This window comes from Streptomyces sp. NPDC096048, assembly GCF_044763415.1.
Taxonomy (GTDB): domain Bacteria; phylum Actinomycetota; class Actinomycetes; order Streptomycetales; family Streptomycetaceae; genus Streptomyces.
Window position 1 is genome coordinate 231967 of record NZ_JBIWGG010000011.1, and the last position, 26348, is coordinate 258314.

Here is a 26348-nt window from a genome sequence, read left to right on the forward strand (position 1 = left end):
CTCTCAAAGCGTCGCCGACGCAAGCCCCTCGCTCACGAATCCGCGGGTCAGCGGGTCAGCGGGTTGTGGAGATCGATCCGTGCAGGTCAGGAGTCCTTGCCCGCAGGTTCGAGGATCGCCACGCACTCCACATGATGCGTCATCGGAAACAGATCGAACACCCGCAGCATCCGCACCCGGTACCCCCCGTCCCGGAAGTACCCCAGGTCCCGGGCCAGCGCGGCCGGGTCGCACGCCACGTACGCGATCCTCCGCGCGCCCAGCGTCGACAAGTGCTGCACCGTCTTCTTGCCCGCCCCCGCGCGCGGCGGGTCGAGGACGATGAGGTCCACCTCGTCGATGCCGGTACGCGGCAGGACTGCCTCGACCTTGCCCTGTTCGATGCGGACGCGGTCGAAGCCGGCGAGGTTGTGCCGGGCGTCCTCGACGGCGCGCTTGCCGGACTCGATGCCGAGGACCGCGCCCTTGTCGCCGACGCGGTCGGCCAGGGCGCCGGCGAACAGGCCGACGCCGCAGTAGAGGTCGAGAGCCATGTCGCCCTTGCGCGGGAGCAGACCCTGCATGACCGCGAGGACCAGGGTGTCGGCGGCCTTGGGATGGACCTGCCAGAAGCCGCCGGAGCCGACCCGGTAGGTGCGGTCGTCCGCGCGCTCGCGGACGAAGGGGCGGCCGTGGACGCGGTGGACGCCGCCGTCCTTCTCCTCCACGCGCATGACCGACACCGGGCGGTCCAGCTCGACGATGGGGAGCCTCGCGCCCGGGCGGGGGGTCAGGATGACCTGCCGGTCCTGCGAGCCGCTCGCCGCGATCGCCTCGACCGACTCCATGCCGATCCAGTCGCGTTGCTCGATGCCCAGCTCGCTGACGCCCTCGGCGGCGATCATGCAGTGGTCGATCGGTTCGACCTCGTGCGAGCGGTGCTTGCGCAGGCCCGCGTTGCCCTCGTCGTCCACGGCGTACTGCACTCGCGTGCGCCACGACGGGACCTGGCCGGCCGGCACCTTGTCGCCCTCGGCCGGCATCACCGTGCCGTCCCAGCCGGCCTCCTCGGGCGTGAGACCCGCGAGGCGCTTGAGCTGCTCGGCGACGACCTCGCCCTTCAGGCGGCGCTGCGCTCCGGGCTTGGCGTGCTGCCAGTCGCAGCCGCCGCAGCGGCCGGGGCCGGCGTAGGGGCAGGGGGCCTCGATGCGGTCCTTGGAGGCGTCCAGGATCTCGACGGCGTCCGCGCGCAGGAAGCGGGCCCCCTCCTCGCCCTCCGTGACCCGGGCCACGACCCGCTCACCGGGCAGCGTGTGCCGGACGAACAGCACCTGCCCCTCGGACGTACGGGCGATGCAGTGGCCGCCGTGGGCGACGGGGCCGATCTCGACCTCGTACTCCTGGCCCACCAGCGAGACCGCCTGGGACTCCGCCTGCGATTTCTTCGGTTCTGCCTGCATGGCGGGGTGACTCCAGAGAACGGACGACGAGAGACGGACGCCGGAAGACGAACGTCAAAGGACAACAGCCGTCCAGTCTACGTCGACGACGAGGACTCCTTCGCCCGGTCGGGCTGGGCCGGACCGCGCCGGACCGCACCGGGCGCGTTCCAGTCCTGCCGCTTGCGGGCCCGGCGCTTGGCGGCCTCGGAGGACTGCAGCTGGTAGGGGACGGAGGTGACCATGACGCCGGGAGTGAAGAGAAGACGGCCCTTGAGGCGGAGCGCGCTCTGGTTGTGCAGCAGGTGCTCGTACCAGTGGCCGACCACGTACTCCGGGATGATCACGGAGACCGCGTCGCGCGGGGACTCCTTGCGCAGGCTCTTGACGTACTCGATGACCGGCCGCGTGATCTCGCGGTACGGCGAGTCCAGCACCTTCAGCGGTACGGCGATGCCGCGCCGCTCCCACTCGTCGCGCAGCGCCTTGGTCTCCGCCGGGTCGACGTTGACGCTGAGCGCTTCCAGCGTGTCGGAGCGCATGAGCTTGGCGTAGGCGAGGGCGCGCAGGGTGGGGCGGTGGATCTTGGAGATGAGGACGACGGAGTGGACGCGGGAGGGCCGCACCATGTCGTCGCTCTGCGCCTCCTCCGGGTCCTCGGGTGCGGCGATCTCCTCGGCGACGCGGTCGTAGTGCTTGCGGATCGCCGTCATCGTGGCGAAGAAGATGCACATGCCGAGCAGGGCGACCCAGGCTCCGTGCGTGAACTTCGTGGCGAGTACGACGACCAGCACCAGGCCGGTGAAGAAGGCGCCGAACGCGTTGATCGCGCGGGAGCGGTGCATGCGGCGGCGCTTGGCCGGGTCCCGCTCCGTGGCCAGGTGGCGGTTCCAGTGGCGGACCATGCCGATCTGGCTGAGCGTGAAGGACACGAACACGCCGACGATGTAGAGCTGGATCAGGCGGGTCGAGTCGGCGCCGTAGACGAAGACCAGGAGCATGGCCGCGCCGGCGAGGAGCACGATGCCGTTCGAGAAGGCCAGGCGGTCGCCGCGGGTGTGCAGCTGACGCGGCAGGTAGCGGTCCTGGGCGAGGATCGAGCCGAGCAGCGGGAAGCCGTTGTACGCGGTGTTCGCGGCGAGGAAGAGGACGAGCGCGGTGGCGGCGGCCAGGATGATGAACAGGAGGCTGCCCTCGCCGAAGACCGCCTCGGCGACCTGCGAGATCACCGGGTGCTGGACGTAGTCCGAGCCGAGCGCGACGCCGTTGTGGAAGAGGTCGGTGGCCGGGTTCTCCGACATGCGGACGCGGGTCGCGGCGGCCAGCGCGATGATGCCGCAGAACATGGTGACGGCGAGCAGGCCCATCAGCGCGAGGGTGTTGCCCGCGTTCTTCGACTTGGGCTTGCGGAAGGCCGGGACGCCGTTGGAGATCGCCTCGACACCGGTCAGCGCGGCACAGCCGGAGGAGAAGGCGCGCAGGAGGAGGAAGACCAGGGCGAAGCCGGCCAGGCCGCCGTGTTCCGGTTTGATCTCGTAGTCCGCCGTCGGGGCGCGCATGGTGTCGTCCAGCACCAGACCGCGGAAGGCTCCCCACGCGATCATGATGAAGACGCCCGCGACGAAGACGTACGTCGGAATCGCGAACAGGCTGCCCGACTCCTTGACCCCGCGCAGGTTCATCAGCGTCAGCAGCAGGATCACGGCGGCCGCGCAGAGCACCTTGTGCTCGACGACGAAGGGGATGGCGGAGCCGAGGTTCTCGATGCCGGAGGAGATGGAGACGGCGACGGTCAGGACGTAGTCCACCAGCAGCGCGCTCGCCACCGTCAGGCCCGCCTTGGGCCCGAGGTTGGTGTTCGCGACCTCGTAGTCGCCGCCGCCGCTCGGGTAGGCGTGCACGTTCTGCCGGTAGGAGGCGACCACCGTGAACATCAGCACGACGACCGCGACCGCGATCCAGGGACTGAAGTGGTACGCCGACACGCCCGCGATGGACAGGACCAGCAGCACCTCGCCGGGCGCGTACGCCACGGAGGAGAGCGGGTCGGAGGCGAAGACGGGGAGGGCGATGCGCTTCGGCAGGAGTGTTTCCCCCAGCCGGTCACTGCGCAGTGCGCGCCCGATCAGGATCCGCTTGGGCACGTCGGTCAGTTTGGACACAACAGAGGATCGTAAGCGTTCGAACGGGCGCCCGCCCACCCGCCACCCCCGATCGGCCCGCCGTCTGCTCTCCGGGTGAATTCGAGGGCTGCCACGGCTGCGGATTCCGCAGGTCGCGGGGTTCGCATGCCTATATGACAAGCACCGTCCGATTGCCGTTCGCTTCCCGGCCGTTGCCGCCCCTGGAGGTCCCATGCACCTGAGCGCAGAGCTGATCGGCGGCGCCGCCACGCTCGTCGGCCTCGGAATCCTGACTCTCGCCAGCATCCGCAGCATCGGCCGGCGCGGCTCGTCGGCCCGGGGGTGAGACGGCCCCTGCGGGTTCTGGGGGCTTGCCGATACGTTGGGTGCGGACGGGGGGACCCGGCTTCCCGGACGGGGAATCCGGCTTCCCGGGGCCCCGAGAGGCGTCAGCGTCGGTGCTCACCGGCATGATGTTCCCCTGCGGCCCGCACACCGGCCGCGACGTGTCGCCAGGCGAGCCGAAAGAGAGACATGAGCAGGACATCCACAGAGGCCGGCGAGCCCGCGGAAAGCGGGGTGTGAGGCGATGCACATCGTCATCATGGGCTGCGGGCGCGTGGGCTCGGCCCTCGCGCAGACCCTGGAGCAGCAAGGGCACACGGTCGCCGTGATCGACCAGGACCCCACCGCGTTCCGTCGCCTCGGTTCCACGTTCGGCGGCCGTCGGGTCACCGGTATCGGTTTCGACCAGGACACCCTGCGCGAGGCGGGCGTCGAGGAGGCCGGCGCCTTCGCCGCCGTCTCCAGCGGTGACAACTCGAACATCATCGCCGCCCGCGTGGCCCGCGAGATGTTCGGCGTGGAGAACGTCGCCGCCCGTATCTACGACCCCCGCCGCGCCGAGGTCTACCAGCGCCTGGGCATCCCCACGGTCGCCACCGTCCGCTGGACGGCCGACCAGATGCTGCGCCGGCTGCTCCCGTCGGGCGCCGAGCCGCTGTGGCGCGACCCCACGGGCGGCGTCCAGCTCGCCGAGGTGCACACCTCGGCGTCCTGGGTCGGCCACAAGATCAGCCGGCTCCAGGAGGAGACCGGTGTGCGGGTGGCGTTCCTCACCCGGCTCGGGGAGGCCATCCTGCCCACCTCGCAGACGGTGTTGCAGGAGGGGGACCTGGTGCACGTGATGATGCGCGCCGACGAGGTCCACAAGGTCGAGGCGTCGTTCGCCAAGGGTCCCGAAGAGGAAGGCGGTCACTGATGAGGGTCGCCATTGCCGGAGCCGGTGCGGTCGGCCGCTCGATCGCGGGCGAGCTGCTGGAGAACGGCCACGAGGTCCTGCTCATCGACAAGGCGCCGACCGCCATCTCGGTCGAGCGCGTCCCGATGGCCGAGTGGCTGCTGGCCGACGCGTGCGAGATCACGTCCCTGGACGAGGCGGCGCTCCAGCGCTGCAACGTCGTCATCGCCGCGACGGGCGACGACAAGGTCAACCTGGTCGTCTCGCTGCTGGCCAAGACGGAGTACGGCGTTCCGCGCGTCGTCGCCCGGGTGAACAACCCGAAGAACGAGTGGCTGTTCAACGAGTCCTGGGGCGTGGACGTCGCCGTCTCCACCCCGCGGCTGATGTCGGCCCTGGTCGAGGAGGCGGTGAGCGTCGGCGACCTGGTCCGGCTGCTGCGCTTCAGCCACGGCGACGCCAACCTGGTGGAGCTGACCCTGCCGGAGGAGTCGGCTCTGGCCGGCATCCAGGTCGGCGACGTGGAGTGGCCCGAGGACACCTCGCTGGTCACGATCATCCGCGGCACCCGGGTGCTGACGCCGTCCACGGAGGACTCCCTGGAGGCCGGCGACGAGCTGCTGTTCGTGGCGGCCCAGGCCCGCGAGGAGCAGCTGGAGGACCTGCTGTCGCCGCGGAAGGGCAGTACGGCGCGCTGACCGACGCGCGACCCGCGACACGACGGTGGGGCGCCCGGAGATCTCCGGGCGCCCCACCGTCGTATGCCGTCGGCGCCGTCGGCGCTGGGCGCGTCGGCCCTCGGACCCGCCGTCTCCCGGGTGCCGTCAGCCCTTGCGGTGCCTGCCGCCGGGCGCCTGGTCCAGGGCGTCCTCGCCCCGTGCCTCGCGCTCGGCCTTCTCGCGCTCCGCCCGCTCCTCCTCGGCCTTCTCCGCCGCCTCCATCTCCGCGAACACGTCGATGGGGGCCGGCGCCTTCGCCAGGAACACCCAGGTCAGCCACACGGCGAGCAGGAACGGCGGGATCTTCAGGGTGACCAGGACCCAGCCGAGCTGCTCGGTGTCCGCCCACCAGTACAGCGGGAAGAGGATGGCGCTCTTGCCGAGCAGGATCAGGCCCCAGGCGTAGCTGGCCTTGGTGTACGCCTTCTTGCGGCCCGGGTTGCGGGTGCGCCAGGAGAGGTTCTCCTTGAAGACCGGGCCGAGGATCAGGCCGATCAGCGGCACCCCGGCCAGCGAGGTGACGATGTACGCCATGGCCAGGCCCAGGGTGTAGAGCATGCCCGGCAGATAGAAGTTCTTGGCGTTGTCGGTCATCATCGCGAAGACCACGCCGAAGGCGACGCCGAAGACCCCGCTGAAGGCGTGCTTGACGGTGTCCTTCATCGCCAGCCGGACCACGACCAGCAGCAGCGACACGGCGAGCGCCGCGATCGCGGACATGTGCAGGTCGTTGTTGAGGGTGAAGATGGTGACGAAGAGCAGGCCCGGCAGCACCGTCTCGATCATGCCCCGCACGCCGCCGAACGCCTCGAACAGCGCGGCCTCCGTCACCGCCCGGGCGTCGTCGGCTTCCGTGTCTTGGGTGTCTTCGGTCGGCTTGTCGAGCGACGTCACCGGCTACTCCCGTCCGAGGGGTCTCAGTTCGTATTTCGGGTTGAAGAGCACCCGGCGGCCCCGGCTCATCGAGATCCGGCCCGATGCGATGAGCTTGCGCCCCGGCTCTATGCCCACGATGGAGCGTCTGCCCAGCCACACCACGTCCAGGGCGGCGGAACCGTCGAACAGCTCGGCCTCCAGGGCCGGGACGCCCGCACGCGGTCGCAGGGTGACCGTGCGCAAGGTACCAGTAACCGACACGATCTGCCGGTCCTGACAATCGCAGATACGGCTGCAGCCGGCGGTGTCGGCGTCCTCGCGCAGTTCCTCGGACTCCAGGTCCTCCTGCGACGAGGAGAGCCGGTCGAACATGCGCCGGAACCGGCCCACCGGCTTGTCGGAACGCGGAGCAGCACTCATATCTGAAGCGTACCGGGGCGCGCCGACAGCCAGACACCCTCTCCGGCCCGGTATAGCGAGACTCACTTCTCGCTCACTTCTGGCTCACTTCTCGAAGCGGTACCCCATGCCGGGCTCCGTGATGAAGTGCCGGGGGTGCGCCGGATCCGCCTCCAGCTTGCGGCGCAGCTGCGCCATATAGACCCGGAGGTAGTTCGTCTCCGTCCCGTACGACGGCCCCCACACCTCCCGCAGCAGCTGCTTCTGGCTGACCAGGCGTCCGGTGTTGCGCACCAGAACCTCCAGCAGATGCCACTCGGTGGGGGTGAGCCGTACGTCCTTCCCGCCCCGGTTCACCTTCTTCGCGGCCAGGTCGACGGTGAACTCCGCGGTGTCCACGACCACGTCGTCCTCGCCGCCCGGGACCGGCTCGGCCCGGCGGACGGCGGCGCGCAGCCGGGCCAGCAGTTCGTCCATGCCGAAGGGCTTGGTGACGTAGTCGTCGGCGCCCGCGTCGAGCGCCTCGACCTTCTCGTCGGAGGAGTGCCGGGCGGACAGCACCAGGATCGGCACCCGGGTCCAGCCGCGCAGCCCTCTGATCACCTCGACCCCGTCCATGTCGGGCAGGCCCAGGTCCAGCACCACGACGTCGGGGTGGCGGGCCGCGGCGAGCTGGAGGGCGGTGGCACCGTCGTGGGCGGCGTCGACCTCGTAGTGACGGGCCTTGAGGTTGATCACGAGGGCACGCACGATCTGCGGTTCGTCGTCGATCACGAGCACCCTCGTGGAGGTCCGGGGGTCTCCCCCGGTCAGGCTCGGCATCGGGCGGCCTGCCTTTCCGCTGTCGCGTCGTCTGTCGTGAGGTGGGCGGTGCCGGCGGGCGTTCCCGCCGCGCGGAGGGTGAGCACCATGGTGAGACCGCCGCCGGGGGTGTCCTCGGCGTCGAGGGTGCCGCCCATCGCCTCGGCGAAGCCCCGGGCCACGGCCAGGCCGAGCCCCACACCGGCACCGCGCGGGGCGTCGCCGTAGCGCTGGAAGGGCTCGAAGATGCGGTCCTTGGCCTCGTCCGGCACGCCCGGCCCCCGGTCGACGACCCGCACCTCGACGCGGTCCGCAAGGGCGCTGGCGGCGACCAGGACGGTGCGACCGGCGGGGCTGTACTTGACGGCGTTCTCCACCAGGTTGGCCATCGACCGCTCCAGGAGCCCGGCGTCGACGGCGACCATGGGCAGCGTCTCGGGGATGTCCAGTTCGACGCTCCCCTCGGACACCCCGCCCAGAGCCATCGGTACCACCTCGTCGACGTCGATCTCGCGGATCAGCGGCGTGACCGTACCGGTCTGGAGGCGGGACATGTCGAGCAGGTTGCCGACGAGGTGGTCGAGGCGGTCGGCACCCTCCTCGATGCCCTCCAGGAGTTCCGCCTCGTCCTCCTCGGACCACGCCACGTCGTCGGCCCTGAGGCTGGTGACCGCCGCCTTGATCCCGGCGAGCGGGGTACGGAGGTCGTGGCTGACGGCGGCGAGCAGCGCCGTGCGGATGCGGTTGCCCTCGGCGAGCGCGCGGGCCCGGTCGGCCTCCTCGCGCAGGCGCCGCCGGTCCAGGACGACGGCGGCCTGGGCGGCGAAAGCGGCCAGGACCCGGCGGTCCTCGGCGGGCAGGACCCGGCCGGTCAGCGCGAGGGCCATGTGGTCCCCGACCGGCATGTCCACGTCCGCGTCCTCCGGGCGCCGCACCGGCGGTCCCGCCCCGGCGCGGCCGGCGCAGGTCCAGGGGGCCACGTCGCCCTCGCGCTCCAGCAGGGCGGCCGACTCCATGCCGAAGGTCTCGCGGACCCGTTCCAGGAGGGCCTCCAGGCTGGTCTCGCCGCGCAGGACGTTGCCCGCGAGGAAGGAGAGGATCTCGGACTCGGCGCGCAGCCGGGCGGCCTGGTGGGTGCGGCGGGCCGCGACGTCGACGACCGAGGCCACGGAGAGCGCGACGCCCACGAATATGGCGAGCGCGAGCATGTTCCGGGGGTCGGCGATGGTGATCCGGTTGACCGGGGGTGTGAAGAACCAGTTCAGCAGGAGGGAGCCGACCGCGGCCGAGGCGAGCGCCGGGTACAACCCGCCCAGCAGGGCGGCGGCCACGGTCAGCGCCAGGTAGAACAGGACGTCGTTGGCGAGCCCTAGGTGAACGGTGTTCAGCAGCAGCGTCAGCAGCACCGGCCCGCCGAGGCCCGCGAGCCAGCCCCAGACGATCCGGGAGCGGCCGAGCCGCGCCCCCCTGGCCACCGGCAGGCCGCGGCCCTTGGCGACCTCCTCGTGGGTCACGATGTGGACGTCCAGGTCGGGGCCGGACTCGCGGGCGACCGTGGCGCCGACGCCGGGGCCGAAGACGTACTGCCAGGCCTTGCGGCGCGAGGAGCCGAGGATGATCTGGGTGGCGTTGACGCCGCGCGCGAAGTCGAGCAGGGCGGCCGGTATGTCCTCGCCGAGCACGTGGTGGAAGGTGCCGCCGAGGTCTTCCACCAGGGTGCGCTGTACCGCCAGCTCCTTCGGGGAGGCCGAGGTCAGCCCGTCGACGCGGGCTATGTACACGGCCAGCACCTCGCCGCCGGCGCCCTTCTCCGCGAGGCGCGCGGCCCGCCGTATCAGCGTCCCGCCCTCGGGGCCGCCGGTCAGGCCGACCACGATGCGCTCGCGCGAGCCCCAGATCTTCGACACGCGGTGTTCGCTGCGGTACTGCTGCAGGTACTCGTCCACCCGGTCCGCCACCCACAGCAGCGCGAGCTCGCGCAGGGCGGTGAGGTTGCCGGGGCGGAAGTAGTTGGACAGGGCCGCGTCGACCTTGTCCGGCTGGTAGATGTTGCCGTGGGCCATGCGCCGGCGCAGTGCCTGCGGTGACATGTCGACCAGTTCGATCTGGTCCGCGCGCCGCACCACCTCGTCCGGCACGGTCTCCCGCTGTCGCACCCCGGTGATCGACTCGACGACGTCGCCGAGTGACTCCAGGTGCTGGATGTTGACGGTCGAGACCACGTCGATACCGGCGGCCAGCAGCTCCTCGACGTCCTGCCACCGCTTGGCGTGGCGACCACCGGGGACGTTGGTGTGGGCCAGCTCGTCCACCAGGGCCACCCGGGGGGCCCGGGCCAGCACCGCGTCCAGGTCCAGCTCCGTGAAGAGCGCGCCGCGGTGCTCCAGCTCCCGGCGCGGCACCTGCTCCAGGCCGTGCAGCAGCACCTCGGTGCGCGACCTGCCGTGGTGCTCCACGAAGGCCACGACGCAGTCGGTGCCCCGCTCCGTGCGGCGGTGCGCCTCGGACAGCATCGCGTACGTCTTGCCGACGCCCGGCGCCGCGCCGAGGTAGATCCGAAGCTTGCCGCGTCCCATGGCCTCATTGTCTTCCGGTCAACGCTGATTGCGCAGCGTCGACCTTACGGCGAGCAATGCCGACAAATCGGGGCGGGGTACGGGATGGGGGTGCTCTTTGACGGAACTCTGACGTCCGCGGCCGTCAGGGCCCGGCCGTCTCCGCGTCCCGCAGCTCCAGCACCCGTTCGGCGAGGTCCAGCAGTGCGGCGTCGCGGGTGGCCACCAGGGCGGTGACCCGCTCACTGCGTACGACCGCCCGCAGCAGCTCCCTCACGGCGTGGCCGGTCTCCGCGTCCAACCGGCCGGTGGGCTCGTCGGCCACGAGCAGGGCGGGGCCGGCTGTTGGCGAGGGCGCGGGCGGCCCTCCTCGCCCAGCTCCGCCGGGTCGCGGCCGTCGACCTCGACCCGTCCGGCATCGAGTAGGTCGAGACCACCGACGGAGACCACCGACGATGTCGAGCGGCCCCGCCGGAAACCGGGCGCGAGTATCGCGAGCGGACCCGACGCCGTTCCACGGTCCGGTCCGGACCGGTTCGTCGAACGTGAGTGGCTTCCCACGTGAGTGGCCTCCCATGGCAGAAGGGCCGCGCCCCGAGCGGGGCGCGGCCCTTCACGCGCGCGTGCGGACGCTCACGCGCGTACGGAAGACCGTACGGAGACTTTACCTACCGGACCTCGGTGATCTCCGGTCCGCGCTGGAGCTGGCCCATGCCGCCGGCGAAGCGGGAGCCTTCCTCCTGCTGGACGCCCTCGGGGACCATCTGCGCGTCGTTCGGCAGCTTGAGGACGATCGGGTCGCGGGGGGCCATCGGGCCGTCGCCGCGGACCACGACCGTGTCCCGGAAGATCTGCTCCAGCAGCCCGGCGGCCTGCGGCTGCACCGCACCCTGGCCCGAGATCACTCCGCGCAGGAACCAGCGGGGGCCGTCCACACCGACGAACCGTACGACCTGGAAGCCGCCCGTGCCGTCCGGCAGCTGCACCGGGACCTGGGCCCGCAGCTCCCAGCCCAGCGGACCCTCGACCTCGTCGATGATGCCGCCCTGCTGGGTGATACCGGAGCCGATCTCCTCGCGCACCTCGCCCCAGATGCCCTCGCGCTTGGGCGCCGCGAAACCCTGCAGCTGGATGGCGCTGTCGCGCAGCACGACGGTCGCGGCGACGATCGCGTCACCCGCGACCTCCACGCGCAGTTCCATGCCGTCGACTCCGGGTACGAACAGGCCGCCCAGGTCCACTCGGCCCTCGGCCGGGTCGCGGACCTCGGTGCTGTCCCAGGGCCCGTCGGGCCGCGGTTCGGGCTCGAGCCGCACGCGCTCGCGCTCTTCGTCCGCCTCGGTGTCGACGCTGTCGACGACCTGCTCGGTCTCGCCGGCCGCGTCCTCGGCGGCATCCCTCTTCTTGCGACGTCCGAACACGTCACTGTCCTTCCCGGTCGGATACGACCGAAGCGTATCGATTCCCACCCGTCGGGCCGCCCTCGGCGACCTGACCGCTTGTGCCGCTTGCACGGTCCAACCCGGCGTGGCCGCCGGTGGACCCGAAGCCCCCTCCGGCCCGCACCGAGTCGGGAAGCTCCGCGACCTGACGGAAGCGGACCCTCTCGACCTGTTGGACGACCAGTTGGGCAATCCGGTCGAAGCGCTCGAACCGCACGGTCTCGCGCGGGTCGAGATTCACCACGATCACCTTGATCTCCCCACGGTACCCGGCATCAATCGTCCCCGGGGCATTCACGAGGGCGACACCGCAGCGGGCGGCCAGACCGGAACGTGGGTGCACGAAGGCCGCGTACCCCTCCGGGAGCGCCACAGACACACCGGTGGGCAGTACGGCCCGCTCGCCGGGGGCGAGTTCGCAGTCGGCGGTAGTGCGCAGATCGGCGCCCGCGTCGCCGGGCTGCGCGTACGTCGGGAGCGGTACGTCGGGGTCGACGCGGCGGATCAGGACGTCGAGTTCCGGCCTCGGCTCCCGGTGTCCGGAATGCGGGAGGGTCACGGGTTCACCTCGAAGGCGCGCGTGCGGCGGACCTGGTCCGGGTCGTCCATGGCGGCGCGGATCTCCGCCTCGCGGCCGTGGTCGACGAAGTGATCGATCTTGACTTCGATGAAGAGGGCGTCGGCGCGGACGGCCACGGGCCCGTCGGGGCCGCCGATCCGTCCGGTGGCGGTGGAGTAGATCTTCCGCCCGGCCACGGCGGTCACCTCGGCCTCCAGGTGCAGCGTCGTGTCGACGGGCACGGGCCGCAGGAAGTCCGTCTCCAGCCGTCCGGTCACCGCGATCGTGCGCAGCAGCCAGTTCAGCGAGCCGAGGGTCTCGTCCAGGGCGGTGGCCAGCACTCCGCCGTGGGCCAGACCGGGGGCGCCCTGGTGAGCGGGCTGGACGGTGAACTCGGCGGTGATCGACACGCCTTCGCCCGCCCGCGCCTGGAGGTGCAGTCCGTGGGGCTGGTCGCCACCGCAGCCGAAACACTGGCCGTAGTGCGCGCCGAGCAGTTCGCCGGGGGCGGGCGCGTCGGGGTGCCGTACGGGTTTCACGGCGTCGGCGGGAGGCTGAAGACCTGGGGAAGTACCACTCACAGGCGCAGACCTTACCCGCGCGTCGGCCGAACACCGATACCGTGCCAAGCTTGGTTCATGCAGCTCTCCACCGCCCCGTACGATGAACGCCTCACCGCGCCGCGCTCCTGGTGGCTGGTCTCCTTCCTGGTGGGGCTCTCGTTCGCCCTGATCCTGCTGCCCTTCGGCACGCTGCCGATGCTGGGCGGCCTGGCCGGCGGGACGGCGGTGGCGGCGGTGGCCGCCAGTTCGTACGGCGCGGTCCGCATCCGGGTCGTGGGCGGCTCACTGATCGCGGGCGAGGCGAAGGTGCCGGTCTCGGCCCTGGGCGAGGCGGAGATCCTCGATCCGGAGGAGGCCCGCGCCTGGCGCACCTACAAGGCCGACACCCGCGCCTTCCTGCTGCTGCGCGCCTACATCCCGAGGGCCGTGCGCGTGCTGGTCACGGATCCGGAGGACCCGACTCCGTATCTCTACCTGTCGACCCGCGAGCCGGAGCGGCTGGTGGAGGCCCTGACGGCGGCGAAGGCTGCGGCCTAGCACCCAGCGGGATCAGTGCCCGCCGTCCCCTCCGGGGCGACGGCCGAGCCCTTTCGGGCCGAGCCTCTTCGTGAGGGCGCCCATGTCCAGCGCGTCCCGCGGCCCCTCCAGCTCCGGCAGTTCGCCGAGGGCGCTCCACGGCACCTGCTTCTTGCGCAGGTCCGCCCGGATTCTGGTGGCCAGCTTTCTGGTGTCGCGGCGGTTCATGACGGCGCCCACGGCCGCGCCCACCATGAACGGCATCAGGTTAGGCAGGTCACGCACCATCCGCTTCATGATCTGCTGACGGAGCTGACGCTTCATGTGGCTGTTCATGGCCGAACCGAGAGTCGACGGCTTGGACACGTCGACGCCGCGTTCGTCCGACCAGGAGTTCAGATACGCGGTGCTGCGCTGAGCGAGGCCGCCGGGCGGTCGTACGCCGTAGACCTCGTGGAGTTCGGCGATCATCTTGAGTTCGATCGCCGCGACGCCGGTGATCTCGGCGGCCAGTTCCGCGGGCATCGCGGGCGGTACGGGCATCATCGCGGCCGCGCCGATCCCCGCTCCGACGGTCGCGGTGCCCTTGGCGGCGCCTGCCACCAGTTGGTCGGCGAGTTCCTCTGGTCCGAGATCGGGGAACTGCCTGCGGAGCGTCGCCAGGTCGCGTACGGGCACGCGCGGCGCCAGGTCGATGATCCGGTCGGCGAGGTGCGCCAGGGCGGCCCTGGCGCGCTGACCGCCGTTGCGGACCCCCTGTCCGGCCTTGTGCCGGAACGCCGCTGCCCGTCGCCGGGCAGCGGGTGCCGACGTCTCGGCGGTCGCCGGGAGGTCACCCCGGTCGGCCACTGATTCGAGCGAGGCCGTCCCCGTATCGGTCGGGCCCCGCTCGTCGTCACGCGCGCCGTAGGAACCGTCGGACGGTCCTTGGTCCGCTTCCCGCCTGGAGAAGCGGCGCTTCCAGGGAGGGGTCGAGCCAGTCACGGCCGACCCCGCCTCAGTCGCAGTCGCGGCAGATCGGCTGGCCGTTCTTCTCCCGGGCCAGCTGGCTGCGGTGGTGCACCAGGAAGCAGCTCATGCAGGTGAACTCGTCCTGCTGCTTCGGAAGTACACGGACGGCCAGTTCCTCGTTCGAGAGGTCGGCGCCGGGAAGTTCGAGGCCTTCCGCGGCCTCGAACTCGTCGACGTCGACGGCCGAGGCGGACTTGTCGTTCCGCCTCGCCTTCAGCTCTTCGAGGCTGTCCGAGTCGACGTCGTCGTCGGTCTTGCGTGGAGTGTCGTAATCGGTTGCCATGGTCGCTCTCCCCCTCTGGGTGTCTGCGGTGTCTTCAGCGCACGTAACGCGTGAGAGGCCGGACTTGTGCCCGACCCGAGGCGGAGATTTTGCCTCACATCAAGGTCTGTTACTCAATCGACACCCAACCGGACCCCTCATGAGTGATCGGCTTGGATGGCGATGGGGACCGTACACGGTCCGAATGCCGCACTTCAAAGGCGTCTCACCGTGTACTTCCCGTGATCAGGACCCCTGAAAACCAGGATTTTCCCGGCTTTCCGACAGGGTGCATGATCACGGAGAGTAGATGGCGGGAAAGCCTCCGCTGTGATCGATCACACAGGCGACTCCAGGGCCGATGGCCTGGAAATTCCGCTCAAAGCGAACATCCTCGGGTCTCGGTGAGATGTCGGGGTCATGATCTCAGACGGACAGCGTCACCCGCATCACGAGCCCTCCGCCCTCGCGCGGCTGTGCGTCGATGTGCCCGCCGTGCGCCCGGGCCACCGACCGCGCGATGGAGAGGCCGAGGCCGACTCCCTTGTCGCTGCCCGTGCGCTCGGTGCGCAGCCGCCGGAACGGCTCGAAGAGGTTGTCGATCTCGTACGCCGGCACGACCGGGCCCGTGTTGGTGACCACCAGGACCGCCTGACCGTTCTCCACGGCGGTGGTGACCTCCACCCAGCCCGCCTCGGCCGCGTTGTAGCGCACGGCGTTCTGTACGAGGTTCAGGGCGATCCGCTCCAGCAGGACGCCGTTGCCCTGGACCACGGCGGGCTCGCGCGTACCGCGAAGGTCCACGCCCTTGGTCTCCGCCTCGGCACGCACCTGGTCGATGGCCTGGCCGGCCACCTCGGCGAGGTCCACCGGCTTGCGCTCGACGATCTGGTTGTCGCTGCGGGCGAGCAGCAGCAGGCCCTCGACGAGCTGCTCGCTGCGTTCATTGGTCGCCAGCAGTGTCTTGCCGAGCTGTTGGAGCTCCACCGGAGCGTTCGGATCGGACAGGTGCACCTCCAGGAGGGTGCGGTTGATCGCCAGGGGCGTGCGCAACTCGTGGGAGGCGTTGCCGACGAAGCGCTGCTGGGCGGTGAAGGCCCGTTGCAGCCGCTCCAGCATGTCGTCGAAGGTGTCCGCCAGCTCCTTCAGCTCGTCGTCCGGGCCGTCCAGCTCGATCCGGCGGGAGAGGTCGGAGCCCGCCACCGCGCGCGCGGTGCGGGTGATCCGGCCCAGCGGCGACAGGACGCGTCCGGCCATGGCGTAGCCGAAGGCGAAGGCGATCACGGCGAGGCCGAGCAGGGCCAGCAGCGAGCGGCTGAGCAGCCGGTCCAGGGCGACCTGGCGCTGGTGGTCGATGCAGTCGCTGATCGCGGCGTTGAACTGCGACAGCGACAGGTTGCCGTTGGTGACTCCCGGGCAGTCGTTGCTCGCGACCTGGAGGTCCTGGAAGTCGACGATCTTGTACAGCGGTTGGTTGCCGGTGCGTACCGCCTGGGCGGCCAGCAGGTAGATGATCGACAGCAGCAGGATGCCGGCGATCAGGAACATGCCGCCGTACAGCAGCGTGAGCCTTATCCGGATGGTGGGCCGCAGCCACGGCAGCGGGGTGGCCGACCGCGGGTCCCAGGTGGGCTTCGGAGGCGCCCCTGGGGGCGCGGGTGTCGTCGCCACGGTCGATCAGATCCGGTAGCCGGAGCCGGGGACGGTGACGATGACGGGCGGCTCGCCCAGCTTGCGGCGCAGGGTCATCACGGTCACACGCACCACGTTGGTGAACGGATCGGTGTTCTCGTCCCAGGCCTTCTCCAGCAGCTGCTCCGCGGAGACGACCGCGCCCTCGCTGCGCATGAGGACCTCCAGGACGGCGAACTCCTTGGGCGCGAGCTGCACCTCATTGCCGTCCCGGAAGACCTCGCGGCGGTTCGGGTCGAGCTTGATGCCGGCCCGCTCCAGGACGGGCGGCAGGGGCACGCTGGTACGCCGGCCAAGGGCGCGCACGCGCGCGATGAGCTCACTGAACGCGAACGGCTTGGGCAGATAGTCGTCGGCGCCGATCTCCAGGCCCTCGACCCGGTCGCTGACGTCGCCGGAGGCCGTGAGCATCAGCACGCGCGTGGGCATGCCCAGCTCGACGATCTTGCGGCACACGTCGTCGCCGTGCACGAGCGGGAGGTCGCGGTCGAGGACGACCACGTCGTAGTCGTTGACGCCGATGCGCTCCAGGGCGGCCGCACCGTCGTACACGACGTCGACGGCCATGGCCTCCCGGCGCAGTCCGGTGGCCACCGCATCGGCGAGCAGTTGCTCGTCCTCGACGACGAGTACGCGCACGTCGCTTGTCCTTCCTGTGTCCACCCGCGTAGCGCTTCTGGGGCGCACGGGGGCAGGGGGCTGGTGGGTGTGTTGCCTCCATCCTGCCCTTTTCGGCCATAAGTCGGCTGTAAGGCGGGTGAGGGGCCCGTGACGAACCCGGAACGGCCCGCGCCGGACGGAACGGCCCGCGCCGGACGGGACGGCCGGGAAAGGCGGCGGGAGCGGGAATGCGGGATTTTCTCGCGCGGTTGAGGTTTCCGCGGAAGGGAGCGGGGGGAGGACGGCTTTACACCCCGCGATCACGCTCTGCCTGTACCGCGTTACCGCGCGGTACGCCGCGGTCCGCTTCCGCAGAGCGGGCGTGGGTGTCCGGCACCGTCGCCGCCCGGCAGGGCTGCGCTGGGCACTCCACCGGAGACGTGATCGTCCCTTTCCGAACGGCACACCCCCGTGCCACCGACCCACGACCCAGGACGAGGGGGCGCAGCATGGACGCTTTCACCGCAGGACTTCTGCAGCGCATAAAGACGACCGAGTCCGACCTGTCCCGGGCCCGCGACGAGGGGGACGAGTTCCTCGTCGAGGTGGAGCTGGGAGAGCTCGACGACCTGCGCCGTCTCGCTGCCGAGCACGGTGTGGAGGTCGGCGCGACCAGCGTCTGACCGGCCCGTGAGCGACAAGGCCCCGGCGGGATCCAGCGCCGGGGCCTTGTCGTGCCGGTTGCCGTCCGGCGGTGAGCGGGCGGGGACGTGGACGCCGGGCGCCGTTCCGCCCGGGCGAGGGCCCGCCCCGGCGGAACGGATAACGGGCAAGGCCGGTGTCCGGCAGGTCGCCGTCCGGCGGTGAGCGGGCGGGGACGTGGACGCCGGGGCCGGTCGGCGCCGGGGCGGCGTACAGAGCCGCGTGGCGGCGTCGGGCCGACGGTCGGTGCCGCCACGCTGTGGGACCGCGGGGGCGAGCCGCGGGGCCGTACGGTGCCGGGTGGCGGGGCGGAAGCGAGCCGTGACCGCGCCGAACCGGTGGCACCACCAGAGCGGATGCCGACGCCGAACCCGCAGCCGGAGTCGGCCACCGCACCACCGGAGCCACGAGTACATCGCACGCGACCAGCTACGACAGTGCCGGACGCCCCGGCACGGCAGGCATGGGCGGTGATCGCGCCAAGCCGGGCGGCGCTCAGGTCGAGGCGCTGGGCGGGCGGTTCGGCGTCCGTGCGCGGACACCCGGCCCCGCAGAGGCCGGGCCGGGTGAGCGCGCCGGATCCACAGCCGGGGTCGGCCGCCGCACCGCCAGGGTGTCGCGCGCGGCCGGTGCCTGCGTCGGGCCGATCGTCGCGGTCGGCCGCCGCGTCGGCACGGTCGCGGGTGGCGCCGCGCGGGGCAGTCTGCCGCTGGGCGTGGTGGGTCCGCCGGACGGCGCGGGCACGGAGTGGCACACGCCGCCCGGGGCTGGCCGACGTGCCGTCCGCCGAACCGCCGGAGGCCTACGCGCCGAAGTCCACCAGGAGCCGCTGGAGGGGCTCGAAGACGCCGGGGGTGGCCGCGATGGTCAGGTCTCCGGACGGGCGCTCACCGAGGCGCCCACCGGTCACCGCGCCCGCCTCCCGGGCGATCAGGTCGCCCGCCGCGAGGTCCCAGGGGTGCAGACCGCGCTCGTAGTAGCCGTCGAGGCGTCCTGCGGCCACGTCGCACAGGTCGATCGCGGCCGAGCCGCCGCGCCGGATGTCGCGCACCAGCGGAATGAGCCGCCGCGCGATCTCGGCCTGTTCGGCGCGGACGTCGGCGACGTAGTTGAAGCCGGTGGAGACCAGTGCCCGGTCCAGGGGTGCCGTAGGGCGGCAGGCGAGCCTGCGTTCGCCGTCCCAGGCGCCCGTCGCCCAGGCCCCGCCGCCCAGTACCGCGTGGTACGCCTCGCCCCGCATCGGGGCCACGACCACCCCGGCCACCCTCTCGCCGTCCTGCTCGGCGGCGACGGAGACCGCCCAGGTGGGCAGCCCGTACAGGTAGTTGACCGTGCCGTCGAGCGGATCGATGACCCAGCGGATGCCGCTCGTGCCCTCGGTGGCGGCGCCCTCCTCGCCCAGGAACCCGTCGTCGGGGCGACGGTCGGCGATCAGGCCGGTGATCAGCTTCTCCGCCGCGATGTCCATCTCGGTGACCACGTCGATCGGGCTGGACTTGGTGGCGGCGACCGCGAGGTCGGCCGGGCGGCCGTCGCGCAGCAGCTCGCTCGCGCGGTGGGCGGCCTCCTGGGCGATCTTCAGCAGCTCGGCGTGGAGGGGATGGGGCGTCACGTCGGTCACGGGGCTCCTCACGCGTAGGGGCTGTCGGCGCCCGCGGCGGCGGGACGGGGGGCGCGGGCGGGGCAGCAGCCGGCCGGGCACAGATGGTGGCTCGCGCCGAGGGCGCCGAGGGCGCACGGCGCGACCTCCTGCCCGAGTTCGTCGGCGGCCCGCTCCAGGACGAGGTCGCGGACCGCCGCGGCGAACCGCGGGTCGGCGCCGACGGTGGCCGAACGACGTACCGGCAGTCCCAGCTCCTCCGCCTTGGCCGTGGCCTCGGTGTCGAGGTCGTACAGGACCTCCATGTGGTCGGAGACGAAGCCGATGGGGGCCATCACCACGGCGGGGGCACCGGCCGCGTGGCGCTCCTCCAGGTGGTCGCAGATGTCGGGCTCCAGCCACGGGATGTGCGGGGCGCCGGAGCGCGACTGGTAGACGAGCTGCCAGGGGTGGTCGACGCCGGTGCGCTCGCGGACGGCGTCGGCGATCACCTGCGCCACGTCCAGGTGCTGGCGTACGTACGCGCCACCGTCACCGTGCTCCTCGACCGGACCGGAGGTGTCCGCGGCGGCGGTGGGGATCGAGTGGGTCGAGAAGGCGATGTGCGCGCCGTCCCGGACGTCGTCGGGCAGCTCGGCGAGGGAGCGGACGAGCCCGTCGACCATGGGCTCGACGAAACCCGGGTGGTTGAAGTAGTGCCGGAGCTTGTCGATCTTCGGCAGCTCCAACCCCTCGGCCTCCAGGGCGGCGAGCGCGTCCGCGAGGTTCTCGCGGTACTGCCGGCAGCCCGAGTACGAGGCGTAGGCGCTGGTGGCCAGGACGAGGACGCGGCGGCGGCCGTCGCGGACCATCTCGCGCAGGGTGTCCGTCAGGTACGGCGCCCAGTTGCGGTTGCCCCAGTAGACCGGCAGGTCCAGGCCGTGCTCGGCGAAGTCCTCGCGGAGGGCGTCCAGCAGGGCGCGGTTCTGGTCGTTGATGGGGCTGACCCCGCCGAAGAGGAAGTAGTGCTGGCCGACTTCCTTGAGGCGTTCCTTGGGGATGCCGCGCCCTCGTGTCACGTTCTCCAGGAACGGGACCACGTCGTCCGGGCCCTCCGGGCCGCCGAACGAGAGCAGGAGCAGGGCGTCGTAGGGGCTGGCATCGAGCACGTCTGGCATGTGTCGATCCTGCCACCCGGCACTGACAGCGGGAAAACGGCGGGGTGCCGACCGTGCGTTTCGCCAGGTCCGCGGGGGTGTTTCCGGGCCGCCGGACGAGTAATCTGTATCGACTGCGTTCGCACCTTACTGAGCCCTTTCCGAGCTGTTACTGAGCCGTCCCCGGAGACCTCGTTGCCCAGCCCCTACCGCGCCCTGTTCGCCGCCCCCGGCACCAAGGCCTTCTCGACCGCGGGTTTCCTCGGCCGGATGCCGTTGTCGATGATGGGCATCGGCGTGGTGACGATGATCTCGCAGCTCACCGGGCGGTACGGACTGGCCGGGGCCCTGTCGGCCACCATCGCGCTCGCCGCCGCCGTGGCCGGACCGCAGGTCTCCCGTCTGGTGGACCGGTACGGCCAGCGTCGGGTGCTGCGCCCGGCGACCCTCGTGTCGCTCACCGCGGCGGCCGTGCTGCTGCCGGCCGCGCACTACGGATGGCCGGACTGGGTGCTGTTCCTCGCCTGCGTCGGCATCGGCTGCGTGCCGAGCGTCGGCGCTATGGTCCGGGCCCGCTGGGCGGCCCTGTACCGGGGCACCCCCCAGCTGCACACCGCGTACTCGTTCGAGTCCGTGGTGGACGAGATCTGCTTCATCTTCGGGCCGATCGTCTCCATCGGCCTGTCCACGGCCTGGTTCCCGGAGGCCGGGCCGCTGCTCGCCGCCTGCTTCCTGGCCACGGGCGTCTTCTGGCTGACCGCGCAGCGCGCCACCGAGCCGGAGCCGCATCCGCGCGTACACAAGGGCGGCGGCACCCCGCTGCGCTCCCGGGGACTTCAGGTCCTGGTCGTCACGTTCGCGGCGACGGGGACGATCTTCGGGGCGGTCGACGTGGTCACCGTGGCCTTCGCCGAGGAGGAGGGGCACAAGGCGGCCGCCAGCCTGGTGCTCGCTTTGTACGCGGCGGGTTCCTGCACGGCGGCCATGATCTTCGGGCTGATGCGCTTCGCCGGGCCGCCGGAACGCCGCTGGCTTCTGGGCGTCTGTGCGATGGCCGTGAGTATGATCCCCCTCCTACTGGTCGGAAACCTGCTGTTTCTGGCCGCGGCGCTGTTCGTTGCGGGTCTGTCCATCGCTCCCACGATGATCACGACGATGTCCCTCATCGAAGAGCACGTACCACGCACGCAGCTCACCGAAGGCATGACCTGGGTGAGCACCGGCCTCGCGGTCGGGGTCGCGCTCGGCTCCTCCGCGGGCGGCTGGGTGATCGACGCCTCCGGGGCGCGTGCGGGGTACTGGGTTCCGGCGGTGGCCGGGGCCGTCGCGGTCGCGGTCGGTTTCCTCGGGTACCGCCGGCTCAAGCGGCCGGATCCGCGTCGGGGAGGGACCGTTGAGCAGCACACGCACGGCGAGCGGGAAGACGAGCGGGAAGAACGGCACATGGCGTAACTGGGGCGGCAACGTCTCCGCGCGCCCCGCGCGGGAGGTCACTCCCGCCTCCGTGGACGAACTGGCCGAGGCCGTTCGCAGGGCGGCCGAGGACGGCCTGCGGGTCAAGGCCGTCGGCACCGGGCACTCCTTCACGTCCATAGCCGCGACGGACGGTGTGTTGATACGCCCTCATCTGTTGACCGGCATCCGCGGCATCGACCGCGACGCCATGACGGTCACGGTCGAGGCCGGCACACCGCTCAAGAGGCTCAACCTGGCCCTCGCGCGAGAGGGTCTGTCGCTGACGAACATGGGCGACATCATGGATCAGACCGTCTCCGGGGCCACCAGTACCGGCACCCACGGCACGGGCCGCGACTCGGCCTCGATCGCCGCCCAGATCCGGGGCCTGGAACTGGTCACGGCGGACGGCTCGGTGCTGACCTGCTCCGAGCGGGAGAACCCCGAGGTCTTCGCCGCCGCCCGGATCGGCCTGGGCGCACTGGGCGTCGTCAGCGCGATCACCTTCGCCGTGGAGCCGATCTTCCTGCTCACGGCCCGCGAGGAACCGATGCCGTTCGATCGTGTCCTCGCCGACTTCGACGAACTGTGGACCGAGAACGAGCACTTCGAGTTCTACTGGTTCCCGCACACCGGCAGCACCAACACCAAGCGCAACAACCGCAGCGCCGGCCCCGAGCAGCCGGTGGGGCGGCTCCAGGGCTGGTTCGAGGACGAGTTCCTGTCCAACGGCGTCTTCCAGGCGGCCAACTGGGTCGGCCGCGCGGTGCCCACCACCATTCCGGCGATCGCCCGGGTCTCCAGCAAGGCGCTGTCCGCGCGGACGTACACGGACACGCCCTACAAGGTCTTCACGTCTCCGCGCCGGGTGCGCTTCGTGGAGATGGAGTACGCCGTTCCGCGTGAGGCCGTCGTGGAGACGCTGCGCGAACTGAGAACGATGGTCGACCGGTCACGGCTCCGGATCAGCTTCCCGGTCGAGGTGCGTACGGCACCGGCCGACGACATCCCGCTGTCCACGGCATCGGACCGCGACAGTGCGTACATCGCCGTCCACATGTTCCGGGGCACGCCCTACCAGACGTACTTCACCGCCGCCGAGCGCATCTTCACGGCGCACGGGGGGCGGCCGCACTGGGGCAAGATCCACACTCGGGACGCCGAGTACCTCTCGCGGGTGTATCCGCGCTTCGGCGAGTTCACGGAGCTGCGGGACCGTCTTGACCCTGATCGTCTGTTCCGGAACGACTACTTGCGCCGGGTTCTGGGGCCGTAGCCGAGGCATCGGGGGCCGGGGTCGTGGCGTCGTCGGAGCCGTCGGTTCCGCCGACGTCCGGGGTGGGCGTCGGGCTGGACGCCGTACCGCCGTCCTCGGTGGAGGTGCCGCCCGGCGACGTGCCGTCACCGGTTTCGCCCGGGGTACCGGACGGCGTGGGCGTCGGGGTGTCGTCGCCGGAGCCGGAGCCCTCCGAGCCACCGGGGTCACCGGAGTGCTGATTGTCCTTGTTGTCCTGAGAGTCATCCGATCCACCGGAATCGCCCGACTCCCCTGGATCCGGTGCGGACTTGCCGTGGCCGGTGAAGGCGCTGCCGACGGTAGTGCTGCGGCCGCCGCTCAGACTCTCGCCGGAGGCGAGTTCGTACGCGGTGATCCCGGCCATGGTGACGCCGAAGACGAGGGCCGCCGCGACCACCGGGCGCTTCCAGCCCGTGGTCCGCGCGCGGTAGACGGTGGCCTCGGTGAACTCGCCCGGGCCCGGTGCGGCCGGCCCGCCGGTCCGCACGGTGCCGGCGGTGCGCTTCACCCTCATCTGCTCGCCGGTGCGCTTGAAGAAGTGCTGGAGGACCGAGCCTCCGCACGTGGCGACGACACTGATCAGACCGGCCCCGAGGATCGTGCCGTACACGCCGAAGGAGGAGGCGAGTTTGGCGGCCACCACCGCCGCGAGGGCGCTGCCGGCGACCTGGGGCACGCTCAGGTCGATTCGCTTGGACTTCACCTCCGCACGCGTATCCGTTTCGCCTGCTCCATCGGGCTTTTCACGCATTCCCGGACCTTGCCTGTCTTTCCCGTACGTGATCGATCAACTGCACGAGAAAGGGACGTGGGGGCGAAACCATTAGTTCCGTTTCTGGCGATTCCGTGAAGTACGCCACGTCCAAGATCGCGGGGGTCGCGCCGGGAGCGGCCGGGCGTCACCCCTTGACGGAAGTTGGGCGGCGCGCCAATCCACGCGCGTGGCCCGAATGGAGTACTGTTGCGAGCCCTGGGTCCGGCCTCCCGACAGGGGGTTCAGGACCTTGAAGGACCGCCGGGAGGGGGCTAGTTGCACAGGGTGATGGAGTTGGTCACTTAGCGTTGCAAATAGGTAACCGTGCCATAACGGCGATTCAGGGCCCGTGCCCGACACGCCGGGCAACTCGGCAAGGTTGTGGCAGGCTGCACCCGGGCAGGTCACACTCGACAGAGCGGAAGCAGCGACGCACGTGACGTCGGCAGGCACCACCCGGGAGGTCCCCATGCCCGAACTGCGTGTCGTGGCCGTCTCGAATGACGGCACACGGCTGGTGCTGAAGGCTGCGGACAGCACGGAGTACACGCTTCCGATCGACGAGCGGCTCCGGGCCGCCGTTCGCGGCGACCGTCCCCGCCTCGGCCAGATCGAGATCGAGGTGGAGAGTCATCTCCGCCCCCGCGACATCCAGGCGCGTATACGTGCCGGCGCGACCGCGGAAGAGGTCGCGCAGATGGCCGGCATCCCCGTCGACCGCGTACGGCGCTTCGAGGGGCCCGTGCTGGCCGAGCGCGCCTTCATGGCGGAGCGGGCCCGCAAGACCCCCGTGCGCCGTCCCGGCGAGAACTCCGGACCGCCCCTCGGCGAGGCCGTCCAGGAGCGGTTGCTGCTGCGCGGCGCCGACAAGGACACCGTCCAGTGGGACTCCTGGCGCCGCGACGACGGCACCTGGGAAGTCCTCCTGGTCTACCTGGTCGCGGGCGAGCCGCACTCGGCGAGCTGGACGTACGACCCGCCCCGGCGGCTCGTCCAGGCCGTCGACTCGGAGGCGCGCGCGCTGATCGGCGAGACCGACGACCTCGCCGCGCCCGAACCCAGCTTCCCGTTCGTCCCGCGCATCGCACGGCTGCCGCGCGACCGGCCGCTGGACCGCACTCTCGACCGGGAGCAGCGGGAGCGGCCGAGCCTGCCTCCGGCGCCGTCCGAGCCGGCCGAGGAGCCCACGACCGCGGCGACCGCCTCGGCCGAACGCGACTCGCTCACCAGCCTGCTGGAGGCGGTACCGAGCTTCCGGGGCGACCTGGTGGTGCCCGAGCGCGCTCCGGAGCCGGCGGAGGAGCCGGTCGAGGAGCCCGAGCTGGAGGAGCCCCCGGCACCTGCGGCGTCGGCCGGTGCCGCCTACGCCGACGTACTCATGCCGCGCTCCGTGGCCAGCCACCGCGACCGCCTCACCGGTTCCACCGACCGCCAGGCCGAGGCCGACGGCGTCCGCCCGGGCCGCCGGGCCGCGGTGCCGAGCTGGGACGAGATCGTCTTCGGGACGCGGCGGAAGAAGCAGGAGTAGGCGGTCTTCGCCGGTAGGGGCCGCGCCCAGGTGGGCGCGGCCCCTGCCGTCGGGCCAACCGGGCGGTGGGACCCCCTGCGGCTTCGTCGCCCCGCCACGCCCGACCCCGCCACGCCCTCGCCGGCCCCGCTCGGTGCCGACCCGACCTGCCCGGCCCCCGGCCCCACCATGCCCTCGTCCGGCCTACTGCGGGTCCGGCCCCACGGCGACCGGTCGGTCCGGATCCGAGGACCACTCCGACCACGAGCCCACATACAGTGCCGCCGGGATGCCCGCCACCGCCAGCGCCAGCACCTCGTGGGCGCCCGACACGCCCGAGCCGCAGTACACACCCACCTCATCGTCGTCCGTGGCACCCAACGTCTTGAAGCGGGCGCGGAGTTCCTCCGCGGGCAGGAACCGGCCGTCCGGAGCCACGTTGTCCGTCGTCGGCGCGGACACGGCGCCCGGGATGTGACCACCGACCGGATCGATCGGCTCGACCTCGCCCCGGTAACGCTCCCCCGCGCGGGCGTCGAGCAGCACCCCGGAGCGGGCCAGCGCGGCCGCTCCGTCGGCGTCCAGCAGCCCCGCCGCGCCCGGTTCCGGGACGAAGTCGCCTTCCGCGGGCGCGGGGACGTCGGTCGACAGCGGCGCCTCCCAGGCCGGCAACCCGCCGTCCAGGACCCGCACGTTCGGGTGACCCGTCCAGCGCAGCAGCCACCAGGCGCGGGCCGCCGCCCACCCCTGGCCGCCGTCGTACACGACGACCGGCCGGCCCGACGACACGCCCGCGCGGCGCATCGCCGCGCCGAACACCGCCACGTCGGGCAGCGGATGCCGGCCGCCCCCGCCGGGCGCGGAGGCGAGTTCCCTGTCCAGGTCGACGAAGACCGCACCGGGAAGGTGCCCGGCGGCGTACTCGGCCCGGCCGTCGAACGGCGGAGCGCCGGCCGCCTTGGCCGTGCTCAGCTGCCAGCGGACGTCGAGCAGGACCGGCGGGTTCGCGTCCGCCAGTTCGGTCACGAGTTCGGATGCGGAGATGGTGGCGTTCATGGCCCCATCCTGGCGTACCGAGTGGCCGCCGCGTCGATGTCGGGCTACTCTGCCCGCCGGACAGT

24 protein-coding genes and 1 pseudogene are annotated in these 26348 nt (G+C 71.6%); 7 read left to right on the top strand and 18 right to left on the bottom strand.

Going from position 1 to position 26348, the window contains the following annotated elements; genetic code table 11:
* Positions 1–86: 86 nt before the first annotated feature.
* Both ACIQ6R_RS29360 and ACIQ6R_RS29365 read right to left on the bottom strand, forming a co-directional pair.
* On the bottom strand, positions 87–1439 hold the full coding sequence (locus ACIQ6R_RS29360; RefSeq protein WP_404224578.1) for a class I SAM-dependent RNA methyltransferase: 1353 nt from the start codon (positions 1437–1439) through the stop codon (positions 87–89).
* 77 nt (positions 1440–1516) lie between these two features.
* The gene (locus ACIQ6R_RS29365) at positions 1517–3580 is read right to left on the bottom strand and encodes an APC family permease (RefSeq protein WP_404181661.1); all 2064 of its coding nucleotides are present in this window, start codon (positions 3578–3580) and stop codon (positions 1517–1519) included.
* Positions 3581–4130: 550 nt separating this feature from the next.
* On the opposite strand from ACIQ6R_RS29365, the gene ACIQ6R_RS29370 reads away from it, so the two are divergent.
* On the top strand, positions 4131–4802 hold the full coding sequence (locus ACIQ6R_RS29370; RefSeq protein WP_121749678.1) for a TrkA family potassium uptake protein: 672 nt from the start codon (positions 4131–4133) through the stop codon (positions 4800–4802).
* Positions 4802–5479, top strand: a complete 678-nt coding sequence (locus ACIQ6R_RS29375; RefSeq protein ID WP_404181658.1) for a potassium channel family protein — start codon at positions 4802–4804, stop codon at positions 5477–5479. Before ACIQ6R_RS29370 ends, ACIQ6R_RS29375 begins: the two co-directional genes overlap by 1 nt.
* Positions 5480–5605: 126 nt before the next feature.
* Here ACIQ6R_RS29375 and ACIQ6R_RS29380 read toward each other — a convergent pair whose 3' ends face one another.
* The 8 genes and pseudogenes from ACIQ6R_RS29380 to ACIQ6R_RS29415 all read right to left on the bottom strand — a co-directional run bounded on the left by ACIQ6R_RS29380 (position 5606) and on the right by ACIQ6R_RS29415 (position 12713).
* Entirely contained in the window at positions 5606–6394 is a 789-nt protein-coding gene (locus ACIQ6R_RS29380; protein WP_404181655.1) for a DUF3159 domain-containing protein, read from the bottom strand.
* A gap of 3 nt (positions 6395–6397) precedes the next feature.
* Positions 6398–6796, bottom strand: a complete 399-nt coding sequence (locus ACIQ6R_RS29385) for an OB-fold nucleic acid binding domain-containing protein (RefSeq protein ID WP_404181652.1) — start codon at positions 6794–6796, stop codon at positions 6398–6400.
* An 84-nt stretch (positions 6797–6880) separates the two neighbouring features.
* Entirely contained in the window at positions 6881–7597 is a 717-nt protein-coding gene (locus ACIQ6R_RS29390) for a response regulator (protein ID WP_404224579.1), read from the bottom strand.
* Positions 7585–10152 carry an ATP-binding protein gene (locus tag ACIQ6R_RS29395; protein WP_404181646.1) on the bottom strand — a complete coding sequence of 856 codons (2568 nt, stop codon included), beginning with the start codon at positions 10150–10152 and terminating at the stop codon, positions 7585–7587. The genes ACIQ6R_RS29390 and ACIQ6R_RS29395 overlap by 13 nt, the downstream gene beginning before the upstream one ends.
* Positions 10153–10276: 124 nt before the next feature.
* A pseudogene (locus ACIQ6R_RS29400) lies at positions 10277–10468 on the bottom strand (ABC transporter ATP-binding protein); the annotation flags it as partial.
* Between the two features lie 331 nt (positions 10469–10799).
* Positions 10800–11552 (bottom strand): DUF3710 domain-containing protein, encoded by a 753-nt coding sequence (locus tag ACIQ6R_RS29405; protein ID WP_404224581.1) that lies wholly within the window; start codon positions 11550–11552, stop codon positions 10800–10802.
* 1 nt (position 11553) lies between these two features.
* Complete coding sequence (gene dut, locus ACIQ6R_RS29410; RefSeq protein WP_404181640.1) at positions 11554–12132, bottom strand: dUTP diphosphatase; 579 nt, start codon at positions 12130–12132, stop codon at positions 11554–11556.
* Entirely contained in the window at positions 12129–12713 is a 585-nt protein-coding gene (locus tag ACIQ6R_RS29415; RefSeq protein WP_404224583.1) for a PaaI family thioesterase, read from the bottom strand. Before ACIQ6R_RS29415 ends, dut begins: the two co-directional genes overlap by 4 nt.
* A gap of 57 nt (positions 12714–12770) precedes the next feature.
* Between ACIQ6R_RS29415 and ACIQ6R_RS29420 the strand changes: the two genes are divergently transcribed.
* Positions 12771–13232, top strand: a complete 462-nt coding sequence (locus ACIQ6R_RS29420; RefSeq protein ID WP_404224585.1) for a DUF3093 domain-containing protein — start codon at positions 12771–12773, stop codon at positions 13230–13232.
* 12 nt (positions 13233–13244) lie between these two features.
* Here ACIQ6R_RS29420 and ACIQ6R_RS29425 read toward each other — a convergent pair whose 3' ends face one another.
* From ACIQ6R_RS29425 to ACIQ6R_RS29440, 4 genes are all read right to left on the bottom strand, one after another.
* The gene (locus ACIQ6R_RS29425; RefSeq protein ID WP_404224586.1) at positions 13245–14195 is read right to left on the bottom strand and encodes a hypothetical protein; all 951 of its coding nucleotides are present in this window, start codon (positions 14193–14195) and stop codon (positions 13245–13247) included.
* A gap of 13 nt (positions 14196–14208) precedes the next feature.
* The gene (locus ACIQ6R_RS29430; RefSeq protein ID WP_003993510.1) at positions 14209–14505 is read right to left on the bottom strand and encodes a DUF4193 domain-containing protein; all 297 of its coding nucleotides are present in this window, start codon (positions 14503–14505) and stop codon (positions 14209–14211) included.
* A 405-nt stretch (positions 14506–14910) separates the two neighbouring features.
* A complete protein-coding gene (locus tag ACIQ6R_RS29435) occupies positions 14911–16155 on the bottom strand; it encodes a sensor histidine kinase (protein ID WP_404181633.1) in 1245 nt (414 codons plus the stop codon).
* A gap of 6 nt (positions 16156–16161) precedes the next feature.
* A complete protein-coding gene (locus ACIQ6R_RS29440) occupies positions 16162–16815 on the bottom strand; it encodes a response regulator transcription factor (RefSeq protein ID WP_064730231.1) in 654 nt (217 codons plus the stop codon).
* 470 nt (positions 16816–17285) lie between these two features.
* Here ACIQ6R_RS29440 and ACIQ6R_RS29445 point away from each other — a divergent pair, with 470 nt between their 5' ends.
* A complete protein-coding gene (locus tag ACIQ6R_RS29445; RefSeq protein WP_279564697.1) occupies positions 17286–17459 on the top strand; it encodes a hypothetical protein in 174 nt (57 codons plus the stop codon).
* Between the two features lie 821 nt (positions 17460–18280).
* Here ACIQ6R_RS29445 and ACIQ6R_RS29450 read toward each other — a convergent pair.
* Both ACIQ6R_RS29450 and ACIQ6R_RS29455 read right to left on the bottom strand, forming a co-directional pair.
* A complete protein-coding gene (locus ACIQ6R_RS29450; protein ID WP_404224588.1) occupies positions 18281–19099 on the bottom strand; it encodes an inositol monophosphatase family protein in 819 nt (272 codons plus the stop codon).
* Positions 19100–19107: 8 nt separating this feature from the next.
* Complete coding sequence (locus tag ACIQ6R_RS29455) at positions 19108–20235, bottom strand: ferrochelatase (protein ID WP_404224590.1); 1128 nt, start codon at positions 20233–20235, stop codon at positions 19108–19110.
* A 174-nt stretch (positions 20236–20409) separates the two neighbouring features.
* Between ACIQ6R_RS29455 and ACIQ6R_RS29460 the strand changes: the two genes are divergently transcribed.
* Together ACIQ6R_RS29460 and ACIQ6R_RS29465 are read left to right on the top strand one after the other, a co-directional pair.
* On the top strand, positions 20410–21666 hold the full coding sequence (locus tag ACIQ6R_RS29460) for an MFS transporter (protein ID WP_404181625.1): 1257 nt from the start codon (positions 20410–20412) through the stop codon (positions 21664–21666).
* Positions 21608–22945, top strand: coding sequence for a D-arabinono-1,4-lactone oxidase (locus ACIQ6R_RS29465; RefSeq protein ID WP_404224592.1), 1338 nt, complete (start codon positions 21608–21610; stop codon positions 22943–22945). The genes ACIQ6R_RS29460 and ACIQ6R_RS29465 overlap by 59 nt, the downstream gene beginning before the upstream one ends.
* On the opposite strand, the gene ACIQ6R_RS29470 is transcribed toward ACIQ6R_RS29465, so the two are convergent.
* On the bottom strand, positions 22869–23717 hold the full coding sequence (locus ACIQ6R_RS29470; protein WP_404224594.1) for a hypothetical protein: 849 nt from the start codon (positions 23715–23717) through the stop codon (positions 22869–22871). The two genes, ACIQ6R_RS29465 and ACIQ6R_RS29470, sit on opposite strands and share 77 nt — an antisense overlap.
* A gap of 472 nt (positions 23718–24189) precedes the next feature.
* On the opposite strand from ACIQ6R_RS29470, the gene sepH reads away from it, so the two are divergent.
* The gene (sepH, locus tag ACIQ6R_RS29475; protein WP_404224596.1) at positions 24190–25248 is read left to right on the top strand and encodes a septation protein SepH; all 1059 of its coding nucleotides are present in this window, start codon (positions 24190–24192) and stop codon (positions 25246–25248) included.
* Between the two features lie 183 nt (positions 25249–25431).
* Here sepH and ACIQ6R_RS29480 read toward each other — a convergent pair whose 3' ends face one another.
* On the bottom strand, positions 25432–26283 hold the full coding sequence (locus ACIQ6R_RS29480; RefSeq protein ID WP_404224598.1) for a sulfurtransferase: 852 nt from the start codon (positions 26281–26283) through the stop codon (positions 25432–25434).
* Positions 26284–26348 lie beyond the last annotated feature (65 nt).